Here is a 24,943-nt window from a genome sequence, read left to right as displayed (position 1 = left end):
ACCATGGAGAATATGTGGGAAAATGAATATGTATATATAGCTGCTCGTTACAGTGTCGTTATTCTGTGCATGATTGTTTTTTTAGCCATTTTTGAACTTGTCACAAAGTACAAGAACTGGGAGGAGATCAAACAGGGAAACCTTTCTGTCGCGTTGGCAACAGGTGGTAAAATTTTTGGGATCGCCTATGTATTCCAACAGTCCATTCTCCATCAGAATTCGCTTCTTACCATGATTGGCTGGGGCGTCTACGGTTTTGTCCTGCTGCTGATCGGTTATTTCATTTTTGAATTTATGACTCCTGGATTTAAAATAGATGAAGAAATACAAAAAGATAATCGGGCAGTTGGATTCCTATCGATGATCATATCAATCGCATTATCTTTTGTCATCGGCGCCGGAATTTCTTAATGCCCTTCATGAGAGGGAGTAAGCTGTGGAGAAACTTGCAAAAGTCTTAATTGTTTGTTGCGGAATCTTTTTTCTGTTTGGAATCATTTATATGACATTGTTCAACTGAAGCGGCCAGTGTGCCGCTTCTTTTATTTGGTTCTATTAAAAAAAATGGGGGGCCATGTATAATAATAATGGTCAAATAGACTTTTGAAGAGGAGGAGGAATATGGATCAGTCCAAATGGATACAGAAGATTGAAGAATTATCGCTGAATGCTTTACCCGCCATGCAAACGCAAATCTATGATGGATGGGTTATCCGATTTGCGGATGGATATACGAAAAGGGCGAATTCCATCACCCCCATCTATCCATCGAATGAAAATGTGAAAAAGAAAATTTCGAATTGTGAACAATTATATTTTGCAAGGAATGATAAGGCCGTGTACAAAGTGACTCCACAGGCAAACCCTATCAACTTGGATCGTGTGCTGGAAGAGTCTGGGTATGCCCTTGAAGGAACAACAAGTGTCCAGGTATTGAATTTGGCAGATACAGAGTCACCGAATGAAACCAATGTCATAAAGTATGATCATTTACATGATGAATGGTTTCACGGTTTCTGCCTGCTAAGTAATATTGATGATCATGATCAAACCATCCTGAAAAAGATGTTAGGGAATATCATTCCAAAAACATGCTTTATGTTGTTGACTGATGAAGGTGGAACCGTTACAGCAAGTGGACTGGGTGTATTGGAAGACGAATACATAGGCCTGTACAATATCATTACCCATGAAAACTTTCGAAACCAAGGCAATGGTGCAATTCTCGTTCGTAATCTATTGAATTGGGGTAAAGAAAATGGAGCAAAAAATGCTTATCTTCAGGTGATAGAAACGAACGCACCTGCTTTAAGCTTATACGGAAAATTGGGGTTTGAAGAAAAATATAAGTATTGGTATAGAATTAAAACTAAGGAGTAGAACCACACCTTTCAGTAGACGACAAAAGAGGATCGGAATGCTCTCCCCGATCTGTGATCTTAAAGAAAATTTGAATATCCTTTATGTTTTTTTCTTGAGGGGTTGTGAAATTGAGCGTTGATTTCCACTTCAGGCACTCGCTTTCCGCGGGCGGTCGGGGAGCCTCCTCGGCTTGCGCCTGCGGGGTCTCCCCTAGACACGCTTTTCCCGCAGGAGTCTCGTACCTTACGTTCCAATCAACTTTGTTTTATTTAGATAGAACCCATTTGTTCAAAACTAGATAATAATTGTTTGCCGACAGTTTTTTCTGGGTTTGTAAAATGGGAACGTTGATTTCCACTCCAGGCACTCGCTTTCCGCGGGCGGTCGGGGAGCCTCCTCGGCTTGCGCCTGCGGGGTCTCCCCTAGACACGCTTTTCCCGCAGGAGTCTCGTACCTTCCGTTCCAATCACTGGAACTTTTTTTAAAGAAAAAAATGAGGGTAAAAGGGTTGTCTACATTCTGAAAGGAGTATAGCCACTCCTTTTTTTGTTTCCCTTTTTATATGTCCTATTCCAACATTCCCTGTAATTGGAATAGGACATATATACTATCCAGCCTTTCATCGTAAGGTCTTTATACTCTGAAATTCGGCAATTGTAAGAAAATCCCGATTGTATTATAATGATTAAGAGTATTGAGAATATTCAGAAGGAGGGGGCAAATGAGCAATAAGCCATGGCAAGCTATTTATCCGGAACAGATACCCGCTGTTTTGTCGTACGAAGATAAACCTCTTTATTCTTTTTTGAAGGAATCAGCCGAGGAATTCCCTGATAAAGTATCGATTCATTTCCAGGGAAAAGAATTAACTTTCCGGGAAGTGCATGAATCTGCTTTAAAGTTTGCAGCCTATTTAAAAAGTATCGGACTTCAAAAAGGCGAACGCGTTGCCGTCATGCTACCTAACTGCCCTCAGGGTGTCATAAGCTTTTTTGGGATATTGATGGCCGGAGGAGTCGTGGTTCAAACGAACCCAACCTATACTGAACGTGAATTAGAATATCAAATGAAAGATTCCGGAGCGAAAATGATTTTAGTGATGGATATTTTATTTCCCCGTGTTTCTGCAGTGGCATCAAGAACGGATATAGAACATATAATTGTAACCGCTATCAAGGAATATTTACCTTTCCCGAAAAATCTTATCTATCCTTTTATTCAAAAAAAGCAATACGGCATTGTCATCAATGTGGAGCATGAAGGGAATCATCATTTATTTTCCGAAATCATGAAACGAAAGATCACTGAAGAAGTCGACACTGTGCCGATCGATGTCAATGATGACCTTGCCCTTTTGCAATATACAGGTGGGACAACTGGCTTTCCCAAAGGGGTCATGCTTACTCATAAGAACTTGCTGGCAAATACGAAAATGTGCAATGCATGGCTTTACAAAAATAAGCGCGGTGAGGAAAGGATCCTTGCGATTCTGCCTTTCTTCCATGTGTACGGTATGACTACGGTCTTGGTTCTTTCCGTCATGGAAGGGAACACCATGATCATCATGCCGAAGTTTGATGTCGAAGCGACGCTTAAAACCATCCAAAAACAGAAACCGACCATGTTTCCAGGAGCGCCAACGATGTATATCGGCCTCTTGAACCATCCGGATATCGCTAAATATGATCTTTCTTCCATCAATGCCTGTATTAGCGGTTCTGCATCTTTGCCCTTAGAGGTTCAAGAGCAGTTTGAGAAAATTACCGGCGGGAAGCTAGTTGAAGGCTATGGACTTTCAGAAACCTCACCTGTGACACATGCTAATTTCATTTGGGATCAGCCGCGTGTAAAAGGAAGCGTTGGACTGCCGTGGCCGGACACTGACTCGGCGATTCTGTCCCTGGAATCCAATGAAGAGCTTCCTCCGAATGAAATAGGCGAGATTGCCATAAAAGGACCACAGGTAATGAAAGGCTATTGGAACCGTCCGGATGAAACGGAAAAAACCTTTAAAAATGGCTGGCTGCTTACTGGCGATCTGGGTTATATGGATGAGCAGGGGTTCTTTTATGTCGTCGAGAGGAAAAAGGATACAATCATTGCAGGTGGTTTCAATATATATCCACGTGAGGTGGAAGAGGTGCTATATGAGCATGAGGCCATACAGGAAGTAGTTGTGGCAGGCATCCCTGACCCTTATCGAGGAGAGACCGTCAAGGCCTATGTCGTCCTGAAAAAAAATGCCAGGGTCACTGAAGAGGAATTGAATGAATTTGCCAGAAAGAACCTGGCTTCGTATAAGGTGCCGCGAAGCTATGAATTCAGGGATGAACTTCCTAAAACGACGATAGGGAAGATCCTGAGAAGAGTCCTTATCGAGGAAGAAAAGAAAAAAATATCCGAGGAAAGAAAAGAAGCTTAAACAAGCACCCCCTTTTAACGGAGCAACGGAAGAGGGCTCCGTTTTGCAGAACAGCTGGACAAGCTATGGATGGTGGCTGTACAATGAACAGAAGTGAAATGTCAGGAGCCTTATATAAGGTTTTGCTTGACAGTAAAGGGTCATCATTTTATGATAGAAATATGAATGATGGTTCATTCATTTTTCTGAAAGGGGACATCCAGTGAAAAGCAACAGACCAAAGTATAATCAAATTATTGATGCGGCCGTTATTGTCATTGCCCAAAACGGTTACTATCAAGCCCAAGTATCCAAAATCGCCAAACAGGCAGGCGTAGCGGATGGCACCATTTATCTTTATTTTAAAAATAAAGAAGATATCTTAATATCATTATTCCATGAAAAGATGGGGTATTTTGTGGAACAGATCGAAGAAGAGATAAAAGGAAAGACCACTGCTTCGGAAAAACTGCATGTTCTCATCCAAAAACATTTTCAAAACCTTTCAGAAGACGTGAATTTAGCAATTGTCACTCAGTTGGAATTAAGACAGTCGAATAAAGAATTGCGCCTTAGGATCAATGATGTGTTAAGAGGGTATTTAAATTTAATCGATCAGATCATTATAGAAGGAAAAGAGAACGGCGAATTCCTGCCTGATTTAAATAATTTACTTGCTAGGCAGATGATTTTTGGAACGATTGATGAAACTGTGACGACTTGGGTCATGAATGAGCAAAAGTATTCGCTTCCTGACCTTGCACCAGACGTTCACCGCCTGCTGATTGGCGGCTGTGGCCTGAAAAGTTAACGATTTAAATAGAGGATGGCTAGCCATCCTCGAAAGAATCGGTTAATTCAACTTCCAGCTTTAACTGGAAGTGATACATAGAGAATTATCAAAAAAGTTTGACTATCATGCCTGGAGGGATTGATATGGAATATCTTAAGCTTTCTGTCGAAAATCATGTGGCTTTTATAACGATTGATCATGCACCAGCAAATGCACTTTCTTCGGCTATCATCGGAGAGCTTTCACAGGCATTCGATCAAATTGGGAAAGACGAAGCCGTACGGGTTGTCCTTCTTCATGGTGAAGGAAGATTCTTCTCTGCAGGAGCGGACATTAAAGAGTTTACGGAAGTGAAAAACGGGAAAGCTTTCGAGAAGCTGACCAAGAATGGTCAATCTGTATTTGAGAAAATCGAATCTTTTCCAAAACCGGTCATTGCAGCCATCCATGGAGCGGCGCTTGGCGGAGGATTGGAGCTGGCTATGGCCTGCCACATCCGCTTGGTCACCGAAAGGGCTAAACTTGGTTTGCCTGAGCTGCAGTTGGGCTTAATCCCCGGATTTGCTGGGACCCAACGTCTTCCTCGTTACGTAGGCATGGCAAAGGCAGCTGAAATGCTGTTTACAAGTGAACCGATTTCAGGCACCGAAGCTGTGCAATGCGGATTGGCGAATCATGCCTTCACGGATGAAGAACTGATTCCAAAAGCTAAGGATCTAGCCAATAAAATTGCCAAGAAGAGCCCACTGGCATTAAAGGCGGCCATTGAGTTATTGAATTATTCCAAGCATGATTCCTACCATAAAGGTGTGGAAAGGGAAGCTGCCCTCTTTGGTCAGGCTTTCGATACTGCCGATGCACAAGAAGGAATCGCCGCTTTCATTGAAAAAAGGGAAGCTGTATTCAAAGGGAAATGATGTTTCGGTTTAAATAACTATTTTTATATATCATGCAGGATTATGGTGAAATCTGTAGAACATTACTATATATCAATAAAATTCATAATCTTCAAAACTCAAATTATTCGGGAGGTATTATCGTGAACATTTATGTACTGCTGAAAAGAACATTTGATACAGAAGAAAAAATTACACTATCCAACGGGAAAATCAATGAGGATGGGGCAGAATTCATCATTAATCCATACGATGAGTATGCAGTTGAAGAAGCAATCCAGGTGCGTGATGCACAAGGCGGCGAAGTAACGGTTATTTCTGTCGGAACAGAAGAGGCTGAAAAGCAATTACGCACAGCGTTGGCAATGGGTGCTGACAAAGCTGTATTGATAAATATAGAAGACGACATAGAAAATGGCGACCAATTCACGACTGCCAAAATTATTGGCGAATACTTAAAAGATAAAAATGCAGATCTAATCATTGCAGGGAACGTTGCAATCGATGGCGGCTCTGGTCAAGTGGGACCACGCGTTGCCGAAATTTTGGGAATTCCTTATATTACAACCATTACTAAATTGGACATAGAAAATGGAAATGTAAGCGTTATCCGTGATGTCGAAGGGGACTCTGAAACGATCGAAGCCTCTCTTCCATTATTGGTGACAGCGCAACAAGGGCTAAATGAGCCACGTTATCCTTCATTGCCAGGAATCATGAAGGCAAAGAAAAAACCGTTTGAAGAATTGGAATTGGATGACCTGGATTTGGAAGAGGACGATGTTGAGGCCAAAACAAAAACGATTGAAATTTACCTTCCTGCTAAAAAAGAAGCTGGAAAAGTTTTGGACGGGGAAATCAGTGCTCAAGTTACCGAGCTTGTTCAATTATTACGCAGTGAAGCAAAAGTGATTTAATCGATACGGTACATCTCCAAACAACAACACACGACAAAAAGAAAAATAGAGCACAGGAGGTTTTTATAAATGGCTAGAAAGTTTCTTGTATTGGGCGAAGTTCGTGATGGTTCACTAAGAAATGTATCATTTGAAGCTATCGGTGCGGCTAAGCTTGCAGCGGATGGCGGGGAAATTGTTGGTGTTTTAGTTGGTGACAGTGTTCAGAATTTCGGTAATGAAATGATCCAGTATGGTGCAGACCGGGTTATTGCAGTCGAAAATGATCAATTGAAACAATATACTTCAGATGGATATGCGCAAAGCTTGCTTGCCGTCATCGAGCAGGAAAAGCCGGAAGGAATTTTCTTTGGGCATACAGCCTTAGGAAAAGACCTTGCACCTAAATTGGCTGGAAAACTTGAATCAGGATTGATTTCCGACGTTACATCCATTGAAGAAGAAGGCGGAAATATAGTTTTCACCCGCCCGATATATTCTGGTAAAGCATTTGAAAAGAAAATTGTTACAGCTGGCGTGATTTTCGCGACAATCCGTCCGAACAATATCGAACCATTAGCGAAAGATGAGTCCCGCTCTGGTGATGTTTCTACATTAAGTGTGGATATTAAGGACTTACGGACAATCATTAAGGATGTTGTTAGAAAAGCCAGTGAAGGGGTGGACCTTTCAGAAGCGAAAGTAATCATCGCGGGTGGCCGTGGCGTGAAAAGTGAAGATGGTTTTGAACCATTAAAGGAACTGGCACAGGTTCTTGGCGGAGCGGTAGGAGCTTCCCGGGGAGCATGTGATGCAGACTATTGCGATTACTCATTACAAATCGGGCAAACGGGTAAAGTCGTAACACCTGACCTTTATATCGCCTGCGGAATTTCCGGTGCGATCCAGCATTTAGCGGGAATGTCCAACTCCAAGGTTATCGTTGCCATCAATAAAGACCCAGAAGCTAACATATTCAATGTGGCTGATTATGGAATTGTCGGAGATCTTTTCGAAGTCGTTCCATTACTTACGGAAGAATTCAAAAAACTTAAAGTTAACGCGTAATAGAAATAATACAGATGAGGGGCAAGACATTCGGCATAAGCCGATACATGTCTTGCCCCTTTGTTTGCGCTAATGGGGAGGGTTTGTTGCCTGCATAGTTACTTTTTTTTTGGACATCCTACCACTGAAGCAAAATATTAGCATCGATTTGAGCAACAGTGGTATACTGTTTTTAGTTATTTGAGTAAATTTGAGGAGGAAATATATATGGCTATTGTAAATGCAACTGACCAAACTTTCACAACAGATACTAGCGAAGGTGTCGTTCTTGTAGACTTTTGGGCTCCATGGTGTGGACCTTGTAAAATGATCGCTCCTGTTCTTCAAGAGCTTGATACTGAAATTGGCGATACAGCAAAAATCGTAAAAGTGGATGTAGATGAAAACCAAGAAACAGCTGGAAAATTCGGTGTGATGAGCATCCCGACATTAATCGTCCTTAAAGACGGTGAAGTGGTCGATAAGGTTGTTGGTTTCCAACCTAAAGAAGCACTTGCTGAACTTATTGCAAAACACGCGTAATAGTAAGATAGCGAAAAAAGCTTCAAGTCTGCGGACTTGAAGCTTTTTTCGCTATCTTGATATATAATGATTGTAAAAAAGGGAGAACAGGAGGCTGAATGCATGAATCAACAAATAAAGAATAAACTTGCCCTTCTTCCCGATCAACCTGGTTGTTATTTAATGAAAGATCGTCAGGGAACGATTATATATGTAGGCAAAGCGAAAGTGTTGAAGAATCGTGTCCGCTCTTATTTTACGGGATCTCACGACGGTAAAACATTTCGACTCGTGAACGAGATTGAGGATTTCGAATACATTGTCACCTCTTCCAATATCGAGGCTCTTATTTTAGAGTTGAACTTAATCAAAAAACATGACCCAAAATATAATGTCATGCTAAAGGATGATAAGACGTATCCTTTCATCAAGCTGACTGCGGAACGCCACCCGCGTCTAATCATTACGCGAAAAGTCAAAAAAGACAAAGGGAAATATTTCGGTCCTTATCCGAATGCATTTGCAGCTAACGAAACGAAAAAATTGCTCGACCGCATCTATCCCCTAAGAAAATGCAATACGTTACCGGATCGCGTTTGTCTCTACTATCACCTTGGTCAGTGCCTGGCCCCATGTGTATATGAAGTAGAGGAACAGGAATATAAAAAAATGGTCGATGATATCAACCGGTTCTTGAACGGCGGGCATACTGAAATAAAAAAAGAACTGACTGAAAAAATGCTGGAGGCATCGGAAGAACTCGATTTCGAGAGGGCCAAGGAGTTCCGTGACAAGATTGCCCACATCGATATTACGATGGAGAAGCAGAAAATGATGACGACCGATTTCATCGACAGGGATGTATTTGGCTTTGCCTATGATAAAGGCTGGATGTGCGTTCAGGTATTTTTTGTCCGGCAGGGTAAATTGATAGAAAGGGATGTTTCGCTTTTTCCGGTCTACGATGAACCCGAACAGGAACTTCTTACATTCCTCGGTCAGTTTTACGAGATTACGAACCATTTTAAACCAAAGGAAATCTTGCTGCCTGAATCTGTGGATGCCGAAATGGCCGAAGGGCTGCTTGGTGTCAAAACGATTCACCCGAAACGGGGAGCGAAAAAAGACATGCTTAAATTGGCGAATAAAAATGCCTCCATCGCCCTTCAGGAAAAATTCTCTTTGATTGAGAGGGATGAAGAAAGAACGATCAATGCGGTGGAAAACCTCGGGAAACAACTGGGTATCTACACCCCGCATCGAATTGAAGCTTTCGATAACTCCAATATCCAGGGAAGTGACCCCGTTTCCGCTTTAGTCGTGTTCATTGATGGGAAGCCGGAAAAAAGAGAGTACCGAAAATATAAGATCAAGACGGTCCAGGGACCTGATGATTATGAATCGATGCGTGAAGTGGTCAGAAGAAGGTATTCACGAGTATTGAAAGAAGGGCTGCCGCTTCCGGACTTGATCATCATTGATGGCGGAAAGGGACATGTCGAAGCGGTACGGGATATTCTGGAAAATGAATTAGGCTTGGATATTCCACTTTCAGGCCTCATTAAGGATGAAAAGCATAGGACCTCGCAATTGATGATCGGAAATCCGCTTGAACTTGTACCTCTTGATTCAAGGAGCCAGGAATTTTACCTATTGCAAAGAATTCAGGATGAAGTGCATCGGTTCGCGATTACGTTTCATCGCCAGCTACGCGGGAAAAATTCGGTTCACTCCCAGCTTGATGATATTCCAGGAGTCGGGGAAAAGCGAAGGAAGCAATTATTAAGGCATTTTGGATCATTGAAGAAAATCAAAGAGGCGACGGCCGAGGAAATCATGGAAGCTGGCATGCCAAAAGGGGTAGCCGAGGGAATCGTTAGAAAATTACAAGAATAATCTTGCTACCGATAAATCTCTATGCTATGATTAAAAGGAATTTTTAACTAGACAACTTAAAAGTGCTGATAGAGGTGCGGAATTCAAGAGTAAAAACCTGGAGAAGTATGAGCTTCCATGAAAGGTTTTGAAAGGGGACGCCGCCGAAGGAAGACAAGACTCATACCTTGTCCTCCTGGTCCGACATTTAATAAATGGCGGATTGTCAGGGTTTATACCCTGGAGAGCTATCTCACTGTGATTACAGTATTAAGATATGTGACCACAGCAATGAGATATTTCTCATTGCTTTTTTTATTGCCTAAAAAGTAGAGAGGGTGCATGAGGATGGCATTAATCGTTCAAAAATTCGGCGGAACATCCGTCGGTAGCGTAGAAAAAATCAAAAATGTTGCCAATCGGGTAATCGAGGAAGCGGAGAAAGGAAATGAGGTTGTCGTCGTTGTTTCAGCTATGGGGAAAACAACGGACCAATTGGTTTCCATGGCGCGTGATATTTCCGGATCCCCAAGCAAGAGGGAAATGGATATGCTATTGACGACTGGGGAACAGGTAACGATTTCCCTGTTAACGATGGCATTGATTGAAGAAGGACATGAAGCCATTTCGTATACCGGCTGGCAGGCTGGCATGCAAACGGAATCCGTTCATGGGAATGCCCGGATTTTAAACATCGATGCCACAAGGATCCAAGCCCAGCTTCAGGAGAAGAAAATAGTGGTCGTAGCCGGTTTCCAGGGTAACGATGCAAATGGGGAAATCACTACCTTAGGGCGAGGCGGTTCCGATACGACGGCAGTTGCCATCGCAGCAGCGCTTAATGCGGATAGATGCGATATTTATACAGATGTAACGGGTGTTTTCACAACGGACCCACGCTACATAAAAGGCGCGCGAAAACTCCAATCCATTTCTTACGATGAAATGCTGGAACTTGCCAACCTGGGGGCGGGCGTCCTTCACCCAAGGGCTGTCGAATATGCAAAAAATTATCAAATTCCGCTTGAAGTCCGTTCAAGCATGGAGAGAGAATCAGGTACGATCATAGAGGAGGAAGCAACTATGGAAGAAAACTTAATTGTACGCGGCATTGCTTTTGAAGACAGTATTACGAGGGTCACAATATATGGTTTGCCCCAATCACTTGGTGCATTATCCACGATCTTCACGACGCTTGCGAAAAACCGGATCAATGTGGACATCATCATTCAAAGCATGACTGCCGAGGATACGACGAATCTATCTTTTTCCACAAAAAGTGAAGATACGGAAGCGGCCTTGATCGTTCTGGAAAATAATAAAGAACAATTGGGATTCGACCGGGTCGAAACGGAGAGCGGATTGGCCAAAGTGTCCATCGTCGGTTCTGGTATGGTATCCAATCCGGGAGTGGCTGCCGAAATGTTTGAAGTGATGGCCAATACAGGCATCCAGGTGAAAATGGTCAGCACATCGGAAATTAAAGTTTCGACCGTCGTCAATGAAAAGGAAATGGTGAAGGCTGTTGAATCCCTTCATGAAGCATTTAAACTTGGTCAGCATGCAAATGTGCTAGCTTAAGTGTCAGGAGTCCAATAAAAAACAGACTTCCGGTAAAAAGGGTAAGTCTGTTTTCAGGGCTCATTAGATTGGATCTCTGGGATCCCATTGGATGGTGAATATCACTTTTTTTGCGCGGCGTTTGATTTCTTCCGTTGATTCGCTGAGGAATTTTTTTTGCAGTGAAAACTGCTCGGCAAGGAAACCGGCTTCAAGCTGGAAGTGACAATCAGGGTGTAAATCCAGGCGGCGGCTGATTATTTCACCCGTGAGGGATAATTCCATCTGGTGTTTCGTATACTTCAAGATTTCCAGATTGCCCCATCCAGCGCTTTGGAAAAATTCAATCACTTCCTGATCGCCCTTCAATGGGAATTTTCTTGCTAATTGTTTACCTGCCCAATAGAGGATTTGATTAGAGTCTTTTCCGAGAATATCGTTCAATAGAACTTCTCTGATTAATTCGTACCCGAAAGCTGGAACTTTGAATTCTTCAGTTTGAATTTCTTCCGTTTGAATCTCTTCTTCTATCGCAGCAGCAATATTTTTTTTCATAGTTTATCGCCTCTTTCTGTAAATCTATTATAAACGTATTTCTTTTGCAAATTATACTGTTTTTTATTTATTTAAATATCAATTGGAAAAAAATGAGAAATTATACCGAGATATTAATAGTTAAATTAGAAATTTATTCAAAATATCATCTTGACAAACAAAAAATACCCAAGATAATCCAATAAAATCTATTCTGAAAAAGAGATTTCTTGTATCCGTTTTCTTGACGCACATAGAAGTCAGGAGTAAAATGGACATGTCACATAATTGTAAAGGAAGTATAGAGGAGTTTTTTGACTCTATACTGTATTTTCACGCGGAGATAAAAGGTAGCCACCAGTTTATCTTTGCATGATTTTTCACAAATTAAGGGGGGGCACTTAGTGGCAAAAAATCGTGAGTTTGGGAATCGCAGGCTTCATTCACTTCTAGGAGTAATTCCAATTGGTCTATTCCTAATTTTTCATTTATCTGTAAACTTTATGGCAACAAAAGGAGAAGAGACTTTTAATGGGGCAGTTCATTTAATTGAGTTTACGCCCGTGAAGATTTTGGTAGAATGGGTCGTCATCTATCTACCGCTCATTTTCCATGCTGTGTACGGAATCTATATTGCCTTTACAGCAAAAAACAATTTAGGCAGATTTAGTTTCTTCCGTAACTGGATGTTCATGCTACAACGCCTAACTGGAATCATAACGTTGATTTTCCTTGTTTGGCATATATGGGCAACTAGAATCCAAGCAGCTATGGGTGCTGAAGTTAACTTTGACATGATGGCAGAGATTTTCTCTAGTCCATTCATGATTGTGTTCTATATTGTTGGTATTATCTCGGCAATCTTCCACTTTGCTAATGGATTATGGTCATTTGCTGTGAGCTGGGGTCTTACAGTTTCACCAAGATCGCAAAGAATCATGACTTACTTTACATTGATCGTTTTCGTTCTTCTTTCTTATATCGGAATCAGCGCAATTTTCGCATTCGTATAAGAAGATAGAGTTCATTTATAAGAATTAGGAAAAACATAGCTTGGCTAATGGAAATAAGGGAGTGACAGAATTGGGTAAAGGTAAAATAGTTATCGTTGGTGGAGGTCTAGCTGGATTAATGGCTACGATCAAAGCAGCAGAGCTGGGACAACAGGTTGATTTATTTTCTTTAGTGCCTGTTAAACGCTCTCACTCAGTTTGTGCCCAAGGCGGAATCAACGGGGCAGTAAATACAAAAGGTGAAGGGGATTCTCCATATATCCACTTCGACGATACAGTTTATGGCGGAGATTTCTTGGCTAACCAACCGCCGGTTAAAGCGATGTGCGAAGCAGCACCATCAATCATTCATATGTTTGACCGTATGGGTGTTATGTTCAACCGTACTCCGGAAGGTCTTCTTGATTTCCGTCGTTTCGGTGGTACTCAACATAGCCGTACAGCATTCGCTGGTGCAACAACTGGACAGCAATTACTTTACGCATTGGACGAGCAGGTTCGCCGTTATGAAGTTGAAGGCCTTGTAACGAAATATGAAGGCTGGGAATTCCTTGGAGCTGTTATCGATGATGAGCAAACAGCACGCGGTATCGTAGCACAAAACCTGACTTCAATGGAAATCAAATCATTCCCTGGAGACGCAGTCATCATGGCGAGCGGCGGCCCTGGAATCATTTTCGGTAAATCAACGAACTCAATGATCAATACAGGTTCAGCAGCTTCCATCGTTTATCAGCAAGGTGTTAATTATGCTAATGGTGAGTTCATTCAAATTCACCCGACAGCAATCCCTGGCGATGACAAACTTCGTCTAATGAGTGAATCCGCTCGTGGTGAAGGTGGACGTATCTGGACATATAAAGACGGGAAACCTTGGTATTTCCTTGAAGAAAAATACCCTGCTTATGGTAATCTGGTACCTCGTGATATCGCGACTCGTGAAATCTTCGACGTATGTATGAACATGAAGCTTGGCATTAATGGTGAAAACATGGTTTACCTGGATCTATCACATAAAGATCCTAAATTACTTGATATTAAACTTGGCGGAATCATTGAAATCTACGAGAAATTCATGGGTGAAGATCCTCGTAAAGTTCCAATGAAAATTTTCCCTGCCGTTCACTATTCCATGGGCGGACTTTGGGTTGATTATGACCAAATGACTAACATCAAAGGTTTATTCGCTGCAGGTGAGTGCGATTATTCACAACATGGCGGTAACCGTCTTGGTGCCAACTCACTTCTTTCTGCAATCTATGGTGGTTCAGTCGCTGGACCGAATGCCGTTAAATATATTGAAGGCCTTGCTAAAACTTCAGAATCCATTCCTTCTTCATTGTATGAAGGGTACGAAAAACAAGAACAAGAGAAATGGAATGAAGTCATGTCTCTTGATGGTAATGAAAATGCGTACATCCTTCACAAAGAACTTGGTGAGTGGATGACACAGCATGTTACTGTAGTTCGTTACAATGACAAGCTGAAAGAAACGGATAACAAGATTCTTGAGCTGATGGAACGCTACAAGAAAATTAACATCAATGACACGGCAAAATGGAGTAACCAAGGAGCTGCATTCACTAGACAGCTGCAAAACATGATGCAATTGGCCCGTGTAATCACAATTGGTGCGTTAAACCGTGATGAAAGCCGCGGAGCGCATTACAAACCTGATTTCCCAGAACGTAATGATGAGGAATTCATGAAAACTACTATGGCAACATTCAAAGGCTTGGATCAAGCACCTGAATTCCATTATGAAGATATTGATGTATCACTGATCGCACCGCGTAAACGTGACTACACTACGAAACACTAAAGAGGGGGAGCAAAAAAATGGTTGAAACTAAATCTGAGACTAAAACAGTCCGTTTTATAATCACTCGTCAAGATACACCGGATTCAGCTCCTTATGATGAGGAATTCGAATTAGCGTACCGTCCGAATATGAACGTAATTTCCGCTCTAATGGAAATTCGTCGTAATCCAGTAACGGTACAAGGCAAGCACACTACAGCAATCGCATGGGACATGAACTGTCTTGAAGAGGTATGTGGTGCTTGTTCAATGGTTATCAATGGTAAACCAAGACAATCATGTACAGCTCTTATCGATCAATTGGAGCAGCCGGTTCGTCTAGCACCAATGCGTACATTCCCTGTTGTTCGTGACCTGCAAGTCGATCGCAGCCGTATGTTCGACTCATTGAAAAAGGTAAAAGCATGGATTCCAATCGATGGAACGTACAACCTTGGACCAGGACCGCGTATGCCAGAAAAGAAACGTCAATGGGCTTACGAGTTATCTAAATGTATGACTTGCGGTGTATGTTTGGAAGCTTGTCCGAACGTAAACAGCAATTCAGACTTCATTGGGCCACAACCATTATCACAAGTTCGTTTATTCAATGCACATCCAACTGGTGCAATGAACAAAGCTGAACGTTTAAATACGATCATGGGTGATGGAGGACTTGCAAACTGCGGTAACTCACAAAACTGCGTGCAGTCTTGCCCTAAAGGCATTCCATTAACGACTTCGATTGCTGCGTTGAACCGTGATACTACGATCCAACAATTCCGTAACTTCTTCGGCAGTGATGAAGTTTAATCATGAACATGAAAGAACCTGTATCTTATGATATGGGTTCTTTTTTCATTGTTTTACATACACAGACTTGGTTGGGAATCGAGAGAATCATAAACGATTGATAACTGGGGTTGAAGTGTAAATCCGGCACCAGGCCAACTGTGAAGGATTTGTGAAGTGAGCTTGATAATTTACCCTGCTTTCAATAGAAAATCCTTTTCATTATCGTTGTTTTCTTATAAAATGAGTGAATAGTCATTCAATTCAGAAAGGGTGTGCACAAGTTGGGCAAAATATCATATATCGATAATATAACGGAGTGGATCAATGATTTTTCTTTTAAACATGAGATTAAGATCCGCTTTTCGGAAACTGATATGTTTGGGCACTTGAATAACACGATTCCTTTTACTTATTTTGAGGAAGCTCGGATTGAGTATTTCAACAGTATGGGGTTCATGAAGGATTGGACCTCGGCTGAATGCGGTGAGATGCCGGTTGTTGCCAATTTACAGTGTGATTACCTTAAGCAGATGTTTTTCAATGATCAATTGACAATCCATGTGAAAGCTGACCATATCGGAAATTCTTCAGTGGACCTACACTATATGGGGACTAAACAAGATGGTTCAATTTGTTTAACGGGCAGGGGGACGATTGTACAAGTGTCCAAGGCCACTGGGAAGCCGGTACCTTGGACGGAAGACATGAAGCGTTCGATGCTGTATACTGTGCTGGAACATTCCTAAAAATATTTCCATTTAGACAAGTAAAAGAGTCACTCCATTGCCCCAGCCGACATACTATATCTTGACTAAATAGACACCCACTCCGGGTTTTATGCTGGTGAAGGCAAGGAGGGTAACATTACTTGAAGGAGAACGAATTCACTCATAAGCCATTACTCACCAAAAGAGAAAAAGAAGTATTTGAGTTACTAGTACAAGACAAAACAACAAAAGAAATCGCAGGTGAATTGTTTATTAGCGAAAAAACAGTTCGAAACCATATTTCGAATGCGATGCAGAAGCTTGGAGTTAAAGGACGTTCGCAGGCAGTCATAGAACTCCTTCGTATGGGAGAACTTAAGCTTTAATGTGTTAACTCTTAATACGTAAGCCTTATAAATAATTTCTCTCCCGTTCATTGGCAGCATATAAGGAAGGGCAAAACAATTTGGTTGTTTTGACTTCTTTGGATGCTGCTTATTTTTATGGTGGGGTTTCATTATGATTCCAGTCAATCAATCTTGAAAATCATTTCACTTTCATCCAAAATGGTAGTATGATAAGTTTCATGAAGTGGGGAGCTGTGTTTATGGATGAAGAGAAGCAGGCGGCATATGTAGCCGATATCGAGAAGGAATTGCGCTATGTATCGTCATGGCTTAAGCAAAGGGGAAGAGAAATTCTCCATGATTATAAAATTACCATTCCTCAATTCGTGGCTTTGCAATGGCTTTTTGAATCAGGGGACATGACGATTGGCGAATTGTCCACGAAGATGTTTCTCGCTTTCAGTACAACGACGGACCTGATTGACCGCATGGAGAAACATCAGCTTGTCCAGCGTGTCAGGGATGAAAAGGATCGGCGTGTGGTTCGAATTCACCTTCTTGAAGAAGGCGAACGGATAATCGAAGAAGTGATTAATAAACGGAGGCAGTACTTGAGTGGCGTGTTAGTCAATTTTAACGAATCTGACATCATGTCCCTCAAAGGGATTCTAGTAAAACTACATCAAGAAATGAAAGAAAAATGAGGCGAGTTTTTTGAAACAACCGATAGGCATCATTGATTCAGGAGTAGGCGGCTTGACAGTAGCTAAAGAAGTCATGCGTCAGCTTCCAAATGAAAATATAATTTACTTAGGTGATACAGCAAGATGCCCATATGGGCCGAGGACAAAAAAAGATGTCCAAACCTTCACATGGCAAATGACGAGATTTTTGATGAAGAAGGATATAAAAATGCTGATCATCGCTTGCAATACAGCGACTGCAGCTGTATTGGATGAAATCAGGGCTATACTTCCGATTCCTGTGTTGGGTGTCATACACCCAGGGGCAAGGGCGGCATTGAAAGTTTCTGATTCCTTGCATATTGGAGTTATCGGTACGGAAGGCACGGTAAAAAGCAAAGCTTATGACGATGCACTTGCTTCCATCAATTCCGATGTGAAAGTAGATAGTTTAGCATGCCCGAAATTTGTCCCAATCGTAGAAAGCGGGGAGTTTCAAGGGGGAATCGTCAATCGGGTCGTGGCACAAACCTTGAACCCGTTGAAGAAAACGAAAATCGATACACTGATCCTTGGCTGTACCCATTATCCACTGCTGGGGCCTGTAATCTCTTCCTATATGGGGGATGAAGTACAAGTCATTTCCTCTGGAGAAGAGACGGCCCGGGAGGCAAGTGTCATTTTGGATTACTATAAATTAATCAATAAAAGCAAGCTCCGTCCAGTTCATCGCTTTTATACAACCGGTTCAAGAGATATGTTTGGTTCCATCGCGTCGAGCTGGCTCGGTATTCATGCCAATACCATCGAAACAATTAAAATCGATCACTTATAAGACTTCCATTTGGAAGTTTCAGACTGCAGACAAACTTAATGAAAATGGAGTTTGTCTGCTGTTTTTTTATGGTTTGTACATGTGGCCGTTGATTGGAACGTGAGGGACTGCTTTCCCTGCAGGTGCATGAAAGGATCCTATCCAGCATTCAGATTATACTTGGGGATGGGAGTTGATTGTTCCATTCAGGAAGTCTCCCAAATCCTGATGAAGCTGAAAAAGATGCATCAATACGGGCAAATTGCCCAGCTCCATTATCGGAGGGAAAATAATTGGTCTATTTTCCCCTAGGGCTCGTATAAATAGGAGTACAAACTGTCCTAGGAGTGATTTTATGTCCAATAAATCAAAAGTAACAATGGCTGTGACCATTCTGGCATCTTCTTTTTGGCTTTCAGGCTGCGGATTATTTGGCGGTGAAGAGAAAAAGGAAATTGATCCCCCGAAGGATGTTTCATTAGTCGAGGATGAATCTTCATTAAAAGAAACAGAAACGAATGGAGAGGAAAAGCCAGCGACTGAGGGAGAAGAAGGCGCTGTAGAATCGAAAACGGTGAAGACGGAGTTATATTTAATTGATAAAAGCGGGTATGTGGTTCCACAGACATTGGAACTTCCTAAATCGGAAGCTGTCGCTAAACAAGCCCTTGATTACCTTGTCAATAACGGACCAGTCACGGATAAACTTCCAAATGGGTTCAGGGCCGTCATTCCTGCCGATACCCAAATAAGCGTGAACATTAAAGACGGGGTGGCTGTGGCGGACTTTTCGCCGGAATTCAAAAACTATCAGAAAGAGGATGAACTTAAAATCCTTCAAGCCATCACATGGACCCTGACACAATTCGACTCGGTCGATAAAATCCAAATGAGAATCAATGGGGAAGATATTTCCGAAATGCCGGTCAATGGTACACCGATAGATGAAAATATCTCAAGGTCTTCAGGAATCAATATCGATACGAGTGATGTAGTCGACATTTCCAATACCAAGGCACTCACCGTTTATTATGTAGGCGGTGATGAGGAGTACACTTATTATGTTCCCGTGACGCGCAGAATCAGCGAAACGGTGACTGATAATGTAACAGCAGTCATTCAGGAATTAACGAAGAGTCCTTCGGGTTCTAGCCTGCAAACAGGGTTCATGAGTGATGTAGCTTTACTTGACGAGCCAAAAGTGGCAGAAGGTAAGGTCAGCCTGAATTTTAACGAAAATATCCTTGGAAGCTTTAAAGAGAAAAAGGTATCACAAGAGGTCCTTGATGCCTTGGTCCTTTCCTTGACGGAACAGAAAGGAATTGAAAGCGTTGAAGTGCAAGTGCAGGGCAGCGCAGATGTTCTTAATGAAGAAGGTAAGAAATTATCCGAACCAGTCGTCCGTCCAGAGAAAGTCAACACAGGCAGTTTTTAAATATATGTAGAAATAAAACAATGAGGCAGCTCGCAGCTGCCTCTTATTTTTTTTGCCTCCGCCATTGAATGACCACGCTGTTAAAGAGTGAAAGCTAATATCGCCCCAAGGCAATTTCCCGTGTTGTGGGAAAGTTTTTACATAAATAAATTTTAAAAAGGGGAAATTACTTTTAATCATGTAATGGATGGGGGGATATTATGGATCAAAAGGTCATTCAGGCTTTACACATCTATGTTTTAATCATCATGAATACAGGATTCATGGTGCATGTCCTGCTCCTCCCCAATATCTTATCTGCATCTCAACGCGACGGATGGATAAGTGTCATAATAAGTGTTGTTCCATGTATCGTTTGGACACTATTTATTTTTTATATTTATAAAAAACTAGATAAAGAAGATATAATCTCTTTTCTGAAAAAATGGTCTACACCTTTTGTTACATATATTTTCACGATAGCATTTGCCTTGTACTTTATAATTAACGCCTTCATAACCGTCAAATTTACATTGATTTGGGCAAAAGCTAATTATACTCATGACATTCCAAACATCGTAGTCGTCAGCCTATTCACTTTTATTTGTATTTTTGCAAGTTATAAAGGAATACGCACCATAAGTACTTTGGCTCTCCTATTTCTTCCGGTCGTCACTATTTTGGGGATATTTGTGGGGCTGGGGAACACGAGTAATAAGAATTACGAATTATTGTTCCCGATATTTGAAAGCGGGTATCGCCATACACTAAATGGAATGCTGTATACGAGTGCAGGATATTTAGAAATCATCGTTTTTTTATTTTTAACTCCTTACTTGAAAAACAAGCTAAAAGCCAAGTGGCTTTTACTGGTTGGTATTATCCTCATCATGCTGACGTTAGGCCCCCTCATGGGAGCGATGGCGGAATTTGGTTCTGTGGAAGCGGTGAAAATGAGGAATCCGGCATACGAACAGTGGAAGTTGCTAAGATTTGGCTATTATATTACTCGACTTGATTTCCTTTCCATTTTCCAATGGCTTTCAGGTGCCATGATCCGAATAAGTTTATGTTTATTTATAGGCTATAAGTTAATCTCGAATTCAAAACATCAGAAGTGGATACTGCTTACACTATATTTGTTAATTGTTATTGGAACGCTAATCCATTGGGATGCTACTTCATTTTTTAATCTTTTATACAAATATTTCTTTCCGATAAGCAGTCTGTTTCTTTTTAGTGCTGCAATTATACTGTTATTTATTATTTTTAAAAAGGGAAAAGGAAAAGGTGAAACATTATGAAGAAGGGAAATTTGAATGGTACTCCTTCTTACATTGACCAAATCCGAAAATGGTTCGAACATTCTTCCGATGTTGTTTTAAGAACAAAAACTTTTGATAATGAAGGTCGTTATTTGTTGGGATTTTTATATGCGCCAAACTTAGTGGATATGCCATTCATCAATGAAGTGATTCTGCCTACAATATCTAAAGCGGTTCAAGAAAATGGCGAATTAACAATTGATCAATTAAGCAATATCATGGAGATCAGTACGCTTAAAAAGGGCTCCGATTTAAAAGATGGAGTAGAAAGCATTCTTTTTTCAGGAGACCTGATCATTATTAATGAATCTTCCAACGAAATTTACCATACCCCATTAGCCAATTCCCCTAAGCGCAGTCCGGAAGAATCCAATATAGAATCTTCCATTCGGGGACCTAGGGATGGATTCGTTGAGAATATAGCGGATAACATGTCTTTAATTCGCCAGAGGTTAAAAACGGCATCACTTAAATGTATAGAATATACAATCGGGAAAAGAAGTAAAACTAAAATATTGCTGCTATATATTGATGACATTATCAATCCCTCGATTCTTTTGGATGTTAAAAAACGATTGGATTCATTAAAGGCTGATATCATAGTCAGCAGTTACCAAGTTGAAGAACTCTTATATGATACTCAATTTTCCATTTTTCCCTTAATGGAGTATATCGGTCGACCGGACTATGTTGTTGAATCCTTGAATCAAGGGCGCTTTGCCATCCTGGTAGACGGGAATCCCACAAGCTTGATCGGACCAACGAGTATTAATCAGTTACTTTATGCTGCCGATGACGCACATGCAAGCTTTTTTTACATTAGTTTTATGCGCATCATTCGTGTAGTCTCATTATTTGTAACGGTTACGTTACCGGGATTTTTTATAGCGTTGGTTACCTATCAATTCGATCAAATTCCCTTTTCGCTTCTTGCGACGATTTCAATCACGAGACAGGGATTACCCATACCTGCTTCTTTGGAGGCATTCGTAATGATCATATTGTTTGAACTATTTAAAGAAGCCGGTCTTCGCCTGCCAAAAGCTGTTGGTCCGACGGTTTCTGTATTGGGTGGATTGATTATAGGTGATGCAGCGATTCGGGCAGGGCTGACTTCACCCTCCATGCTCGTAATAATAGCTGTTACAGTTCTCTCAAGCTATACCCTAATCAATCAGAATATCGCTGGGAATATCGTTCTCATAAGGTTATTCATATTTGCATGTTCAGCATTTCTAGGCTTGTTTGGATTCTTCATGGGAATATTTCTTATCTTGATTGTTGTGGTTTCCTTGGAAAGTTTCGGACAGCCTTTTGTGAATCCATTTTCCAAACCAAATAAATCGGACATGTTAAAAGTCTTATTCAAGCTTCCGTATGGGATGTTAAGGCAGCGGAATCAAGCTCTACAATCCAGTGATAATGAATCGCAAAAGGAGTCGGACAAATGAGAAAGCTAATTGCAGTCATGGTAATTGGCTGTCAACTTTTATTGACGACAGGCTGCTGGGGAATGAAGGAAATTCAAGCTCAAACATATGGATCCGCTCTAGGGATCGATTATAAAGAGGGTGAATTCATCTTATACTTTCAAGCATTGAATTTTGCGGATATAGCAAAACAAGAGGGGGCCACAGCATTACAAGAAAAAACTGGTGTTGTCATTGGGAAAGGTAAAGGGGAAAGTATCGAAGAAGCATTTACTGAATTGGAACAAAATGCAGCATTGCCACTTTATATCGGGCATGTTAACTCCTTCATTTTAAGTGAGGATGTAATCAATAAGAAAATGAAGGATTTCATTGAATATGTAGGGAAAGAGCCCTTATTGCGATACAATTCATGGCTGTTTGTTACAAACGAGGATATTAAAAAGGTGTTTAACGGTGATAGTTTCTTTAATCTTCCTAACTTATTCACGATCATTCAAAGGCCAGAGACCGTTATTAATGAAAACTATTTCATTTCCCCGTTAAAATTCAGTGAACTGGTTTCGAAATATTATCAACCGGTTGGTTCCATTTTAATTCCCTCTATGGTAATAAATGAGCATCATTACACAGACAGGGGGAAAGAAAAAAAGATACCAACGTTGAATGGCGGCTATGTTTTATCAAAACAACAGTATAAAGGGTTTGTAAGTAAACAAGATTTGACTGGTATGAAATGGGTTGAAAATAAGGCGACAGTCATGTTTTTTTCCCTGAATAAACAAAAGGTTAGTGTTGAAATCATGGACCCCAAAACAAACATCAAAGTATTGGAACAACAAAAGAAACCCTTATATGATTTAGAAGTTAAAGCAAATGGGATATTGAAACAGAATTTAGACAACTTGGATATGGAAAAAATCGAAAAAAAGGTAGAAATAAAAATTAAGCAAGATATTTTGAAGACATTGGAGACGGGGGAAAAAATCAATACAGACCTTTTTAACATAAGTGAAAAGGCATACAGATACCATGTCAATAAGTGGGATAATAAAATTATTAATTCCTTTGATAAGACTTCAATAAATAACATAAAAGTTAATATCCATATTGAACATAGTGAAAATTACAAACGTTAGTTTATAAGTTTCAGGTTATTGCAGGTGAGGGAGTTGTGTTAGACTTAACTTATCTGGAAAATTCAGCGGCTGTTTTTGATCATGATAGGCAGAGTTGAATCCGTCCGTTGGCACTGGAGAAGAAGCGGCTTTTACATATTTACGAATGACAGCAAATTCTTTCTCAGCCCCAAAGAGCTCCCGTGCCGATAAAATGAAAAAGGGTGAAATGAAAAATGAAGACAGTAATCATTGCAACGAAAAATAAAGGGAAAGCCAAGGAGTTCGAAAGCTTATTTTCCGCTAAAGGTTATGAAGTCAAAACACTTCTCGATGTACCGGATGCCCCGGATGTGGAGGAAACAGGCACGACCTTTGAAGAAAATGCGATCCTGAAGGCAGAGGCCATTGCCCATCAGCTAGGCCACTTTGTCATTGCTGATGACTCCGGATTGATTGTAGATGCATTGGAGGGCCGTCCAGGCGTTTATTCTGCCCGCTATGCTGGAGAGGCCAAGAGTGATGAAGCAAACACGGAAAAAGTCCTCCGCGAACTGGAAGGCGTGCCAAAAGAGGCTAGGACGGCGAGATTTTATTGTGCCTTGGCACTAGCGTCACCCAACCAGGAAACGATTACGGTATCGGGAACGATGGAAGGCTTAATCACGGAACAGCCCTCAGGAACGAATGGATTTGGTTATGATCCCATCTTTTTTGTAGAGGAACAGGGCAAAACAAACGCTGAATTGACAAAAGAGGAAAAAAACCAAATCAGCCACCGTGCCAACGCGTTGAGGGCTCTAGATGAAAAACTTGATCTATTTCTAAAAAGGGAAGAAGGAATGTGACGATGAAAGTGCTAATAATGAGTGACAGTCATGGCTTAACTCATGAAATCAGCATGATTGCCGAGCGTCATAAACAAGAGGTCGCCGCCATGATCCATTGCGGTGATTCAGAGTTGGAAAGAAATGATCCTCACATGGCGGAGTTTTTGGCCGTTGGCGGGAATTGCGACTATGATTCGGCATATCCGGATGATATTGTGGAGAATATCTCAGGCAAGCGTTTCTTCGTTACGCATGGACACCTCTATAACATAAATATGACCTTGATGAACCTATCTTATAAAAGTGAGGAGACAGGGGCGGATATTATTTGCTTTGGTCACTCCCATGCTCCAGGTTCAGAGTGGATTGACGGCAAGCTCTTCATCAACCCGGGAAGCATACGGCAGCCGCGGGGACGAAAAGAGAAAACCTATGCCATTTTGGAGATTGGAAATGACCAACTTGAAATCATCTATTATGACCTTGAAGGAAAAATCGTTGAGGATTTAAGAAATGCTTATCAAATGGAATGACTTCATGTATAATGAACAGGAAGCGTTTTTCCCCGCTTCCTGGTTCTTAAAAAAGAAAAAAACTTTTTTTGAAAAACCGTTGACTTCCTTTTGATATCCTACTATAATAAGAAGTGTCCTAAGGGAACAGTTAAGGTAATACATAAGTTTTACCGCAACTTATATCATAAACGTCTCAGTAGCTCAGCTGGATAGAGCAACGCCCTTCTAAGGCGTCGGTCGGGAGTTCGAATCTCTCCTGGGACACT

General features: G+C 41.2%; 24 protein-coding genes, 1 tRNA gene and 1 riboswitch. Of the genes, 24 read left to right on the top strand and 1 reads right to left on the bottom strand.

Annotated features, from left to right (window positions below; genetic code table 11):
• The first annotated feature begins 3 nt into the window (after positions 1–3).
• From ACJ9PY_RS19020 to ACJ9PY_RS18975, 10 genes are all read left to right on the top strand, one after another.
• A complete protein-coding gene (locus ACJ9PY_RS19020; protein WP_034309012.1) occupies positions 4–411 on the top strand; it encodes a DUF350 domain-containing protein in 408 nt (135 codons plus the stop codon).
• A gap of 210 nt (positions 412–621) precedes the next feature.
• On the top strand, positions 622–1,380 hold the full coding sequence (locus tag ACJ9PY_RS19015; protein WP_411738752.1) for a GNAT family N-acetyltransferase: 759 nt from the start codon (positions 622–624) through the stop codon (positions 1,378–1,380).
• Positions 1,381–2,083: 703 nt separating this feature from the next.
• Entirely contained in the window at positions 2,084–3,784 is a 1,701-nt protein-coding gene (locus ACJ9PY_RS19010; RefSeq protein WP_098936888.1) for a long-chain-fatty-acid--CoA ligase, read from the top strand.
• A gap of 202 nt (positions 3,785–3,986) precedes the next feature.
• Positions 3,987–4,574, top strand: coding sequence for a TetR/AcrR family transcriptional regulator (locus ACJ9PY_RS19005; RefSeq protein ID WP_053535880.1), 588 nt, complete (start codon positions 3,987–3,989; stop codon positions 4,572–4,574).
• A 125-nt stretch (positions 4,575–4,699) separates the two neighbouring features.
• On the top strand, positions 4,700–5,473 hold the full coding sequence (locus ACJ9PY_RS19000; protein ID WP_057276671.1) for an enoyl-CoA hydratase: 774 nt from the start codon (positions 4,700–4,702) through the stop codon (positions 5,471–5,473).
• Positions 5,474–5,595: 122 nt separating this feature from the next.
• Positions 5,596–6,369 carry an electron transfer flavoprotein subunit beta/FixA family protein gene (locus ACJ9PY_RS18995; protein ID WP_411738751.1) on the top strand — a complete coding sequence of 258 codons (774 nt, stop codon included), beginning with the start codon at positions 5,596–5,598 and terminating at the stop codon, positions 6,367–6,369.
• A gap of 69 nt (positions 6,370–6,438) precedes the next feature.
• Positions 6,439–7,416, top strand: a complete 978-nt coding sequence (locus ACJ9PY_RS18990; protein WP_063575532.1) for an electron transfer flavoprotein subunit alpha/FixB family protein — start codon at positions 6,439–6,441, stop codon at positions 7,414–7,416.
• 207 nt (positions 7,417–7,623) lie between these two features.
• A complete protein-coding gene (trxA, locus tag ACJ9PY_RS18985; protein ID WP_034308995.1) occupies positions 7,624–7,938 on the top strand; it encodes a thioredoxin in 315 nt (104 codons plus the stop codon).
• Positions 7,939–8,040: 102 nt separating this feature from the next.
• A complete protein-coding gene (gene uvrC / locus ACJ9PY_RS18980; RefSeq protein ID WP_411738750.1) occupies positions 8,041–9,813 on the top strand; it encodes an excinuclease ABC subunit UvrC in 1,773 nt (590 codons plus the stop codon).
• 61 nt (positions 9,814–9,874) lie between these two features.
• A riboswitch (Lysine riboswitch) is annotated at positions 9,875–10,051 on the top strand.
• 89 nt (positions 10,052–10,140) lie between these two features.
• Positions 10,141–11,373 carry an aspartate kinase gene (locus ACJ9PY_RS18975; RefSeq protein WP_053535875.1) on the top strand — a complete coding sequence of 411 codons (1,233 nt, stop codon included), beginning with the start codon at positions 10,141–10,143 and terminating at the stop codon, positions 11,371–11,373.
• A gap of 63 nt (positions 11,374–11,436) precedes the next feature.
• Here the strand turns inward: ACJ9PY_RS18975 and ACJ9PY_RS18970 are convergent, their stop codons facing one another.
• Complete coding sequence (locus ACJ9PY_RS18970; protein ID WP_063575534.1) at positions 11,437–11,907, bottom strand: YslB family protein; 471 nt, start codon at positions 11,905–11,907, stop codon at positions 11,437–11,439.
• A gap of 383 nt (positions 11,908–12,290) precedes the next feature.
• On the opposite strand from ACJ9PY_RS18970, the gene ACJ9PY_RS18965 reads away from it, so the two are divergent.
• The 14 genes from ACJ9PY_RS18965 to ACJ9PY_RS18900 all read left to right on the top strand — a co-directional run bounded on the left by ACJ9PY_RS18965 (position 12,291) and on the right by ACJ9PY_RS18900 (position 24,941).
• Positions 12,291–12,899 (top strand): succinate dehydrogenase cytochrome b558 subunit, encoded by a 609-nt coding sequence (locus ACJ9PY_RS18965; protein WP_063575535.1) that lies wholly within the window; start codon positions 12,291–12,293, stop codon positions 12,897–12,899.
• 70 nt (positions 12,900–12,969) lie between these two features.
• Positions 12,970–14,721 (top strand): succinate dehydrogenase flavoprotein subunit, encoded by a 1,752-nt coding sequence (sdhA, locus tag ACJ9PY_RS18960; protein ID WP_034311432.1) that lies wholly within the window; start codon positions 12,970–12,972, stop codon positions 14,719–14,721.
• Positions 14,722–14,738: 17 nt separating this feature from the next.
• Entirely contained in the window at positions 14,739–15,512 is a 774-nt protein-coding gene (gene sdhB / locus ACJ9PY_RS18955; RefSeq protein WP_034308984.1) for a succinate dehydrogenase iron-sulfur subunit, read from the top strand.
• A 263-nt stretch (positions 15,513–15,775) separates the two neighbouring features.
• Entirely contained in the window at positions 15,776–16,240 is a 465-nt protein-coding gene (locus ACJ9PY_RS18950) for an acyl-CoA thioesterase (RefSeq protein WP_057276667.1), read from the top strand.
• A 122-nt stretch (positions 16,241–16,362) separates the two neighbouring features.
• Entirely contained in the window at positions 16,363–16,587 is a 225-nt protein-coding gene (locus tag ACJ9PY_RS18945) for a helix-turn-helix domain-containing protein (RefSeq protein ID WP_028392149.1), read from the top strand.
• A 221-nt stretch (positions 16,588–16,808) separates the two neighbouring features.
• Positions 16,809–17,252, top strand: coding sequence for a MarR family winged helix-turn-helix transcriptional regulator (locus ACJ9PY_RS18940; RefSeq protein WP_034308979.1), 444 nt, complete (start codon positions 16,809–16,811; stop codon positions 17,250–17,252).
• Between the two features lie 10 nt (positions 17,253–17,262).
• Positions 17,263–18,066 (top strand): glutamate racemase, encoded by an 804-nt coding sequence (racE, locus tag ACJ9PY_RS18935; RefSeq protein WP_048689031.1) that lies wholly within the window; start codon positions 17,263–17,265, stop codon positions 18,064–18,066.
• 334 nt (positions 18,067–18,400) lie between these two features.
• On the top strand, positions 18,401–19,480 hold the full coding sequence (locus ACJ9PY_RS18930; protein WP_034308974.1) for a GerMN domain-containing protein: 1,080 nt from the start codon (positions 18,401–18,403) through the stop codon (positions 19,478–19,480).
• A gap of 200 nt (positions 19,481–19,680) precedes the next feature.
• Entirely contained in the window at positions 19,681–20,763 is a 1,083-nt protein-coding gene (locus ACJ9PY_RS18925) for an endospore germination permease (RefSeq protein ID WP_063575536.1), read from the top strand.
• Entirely contained in the window at positions 20,760–22,235 is a 1,476-nt protein-coding gene (locus ACJ9PY_RS18920; protein WP_268564527.1) for a spore germination protein, read from the top strand. Before ACJ9PY_RS18925 ends, ACJ9PY_RS18920 begins: the two co-directional genes overlap by 4 nt.
• Positions 22,232–23,353 (top strand): Ger(x)C family spore germination protein, encoded by a 1,122-nt coding sequence (locus ACJ9PY_RS18915; RefSeq protein ID WP_063575537.1) that lies wholly within the window; start codon positions 22,232–22,234, stop codon positions 23,351–23,353. The genes ACJ9PY_RS18920 and ACJ9PY_RS18915 overlap by 4 nt, the downstream gene beginning before the upstream one ends.
• Positions 23,354–23,568: 215 nt before the next feature.
• Positions 23,569–24,180 (top strand): XTP/dITP diphosphatase, encoded by a 612-nt coding sequence (locus tag ACJ9PY_RS18910; RefSeq protein ID WP_048689045.1) that lies wholly within the window; start codon positions 23,569–23,571, stop codon positions 24,178–24,180.
• Between the two features lie 2 nt (positions 24,181–24,182).
• Entirely contained in the window at positions 24,183–24,695 is a 513-nt protein-coding gene (locus ACJ9PY_RS18905; protein ID WP_057276662.1) for a metallophosphoesterase, read from the top strand.
• A gap of 172 nt (positions 24,696–24,867) precedes the next feature.
• Positions 24,868–24,941 (top strand) — tRNA-Arg (locus tag ACJ9PY_RS18900).
• Positions 24,942–24,943: the final 2 nt, after the last annotated feature.

Source organism: Peribacillus sp. S4 (assembly GCF_046715815.1).
Classification (GTDB): domain Bacteria; phylum Bacillota; class Bacilli; order Bacillales; family DSM-1321; genus Peribacillus; species Peribacillus frigoritolerans.
The sequence above is the reverse complement of the archived record's forward strand: the minus strand, read 5'-3'. Positions and strand labels throughout refer to the sequence as shown.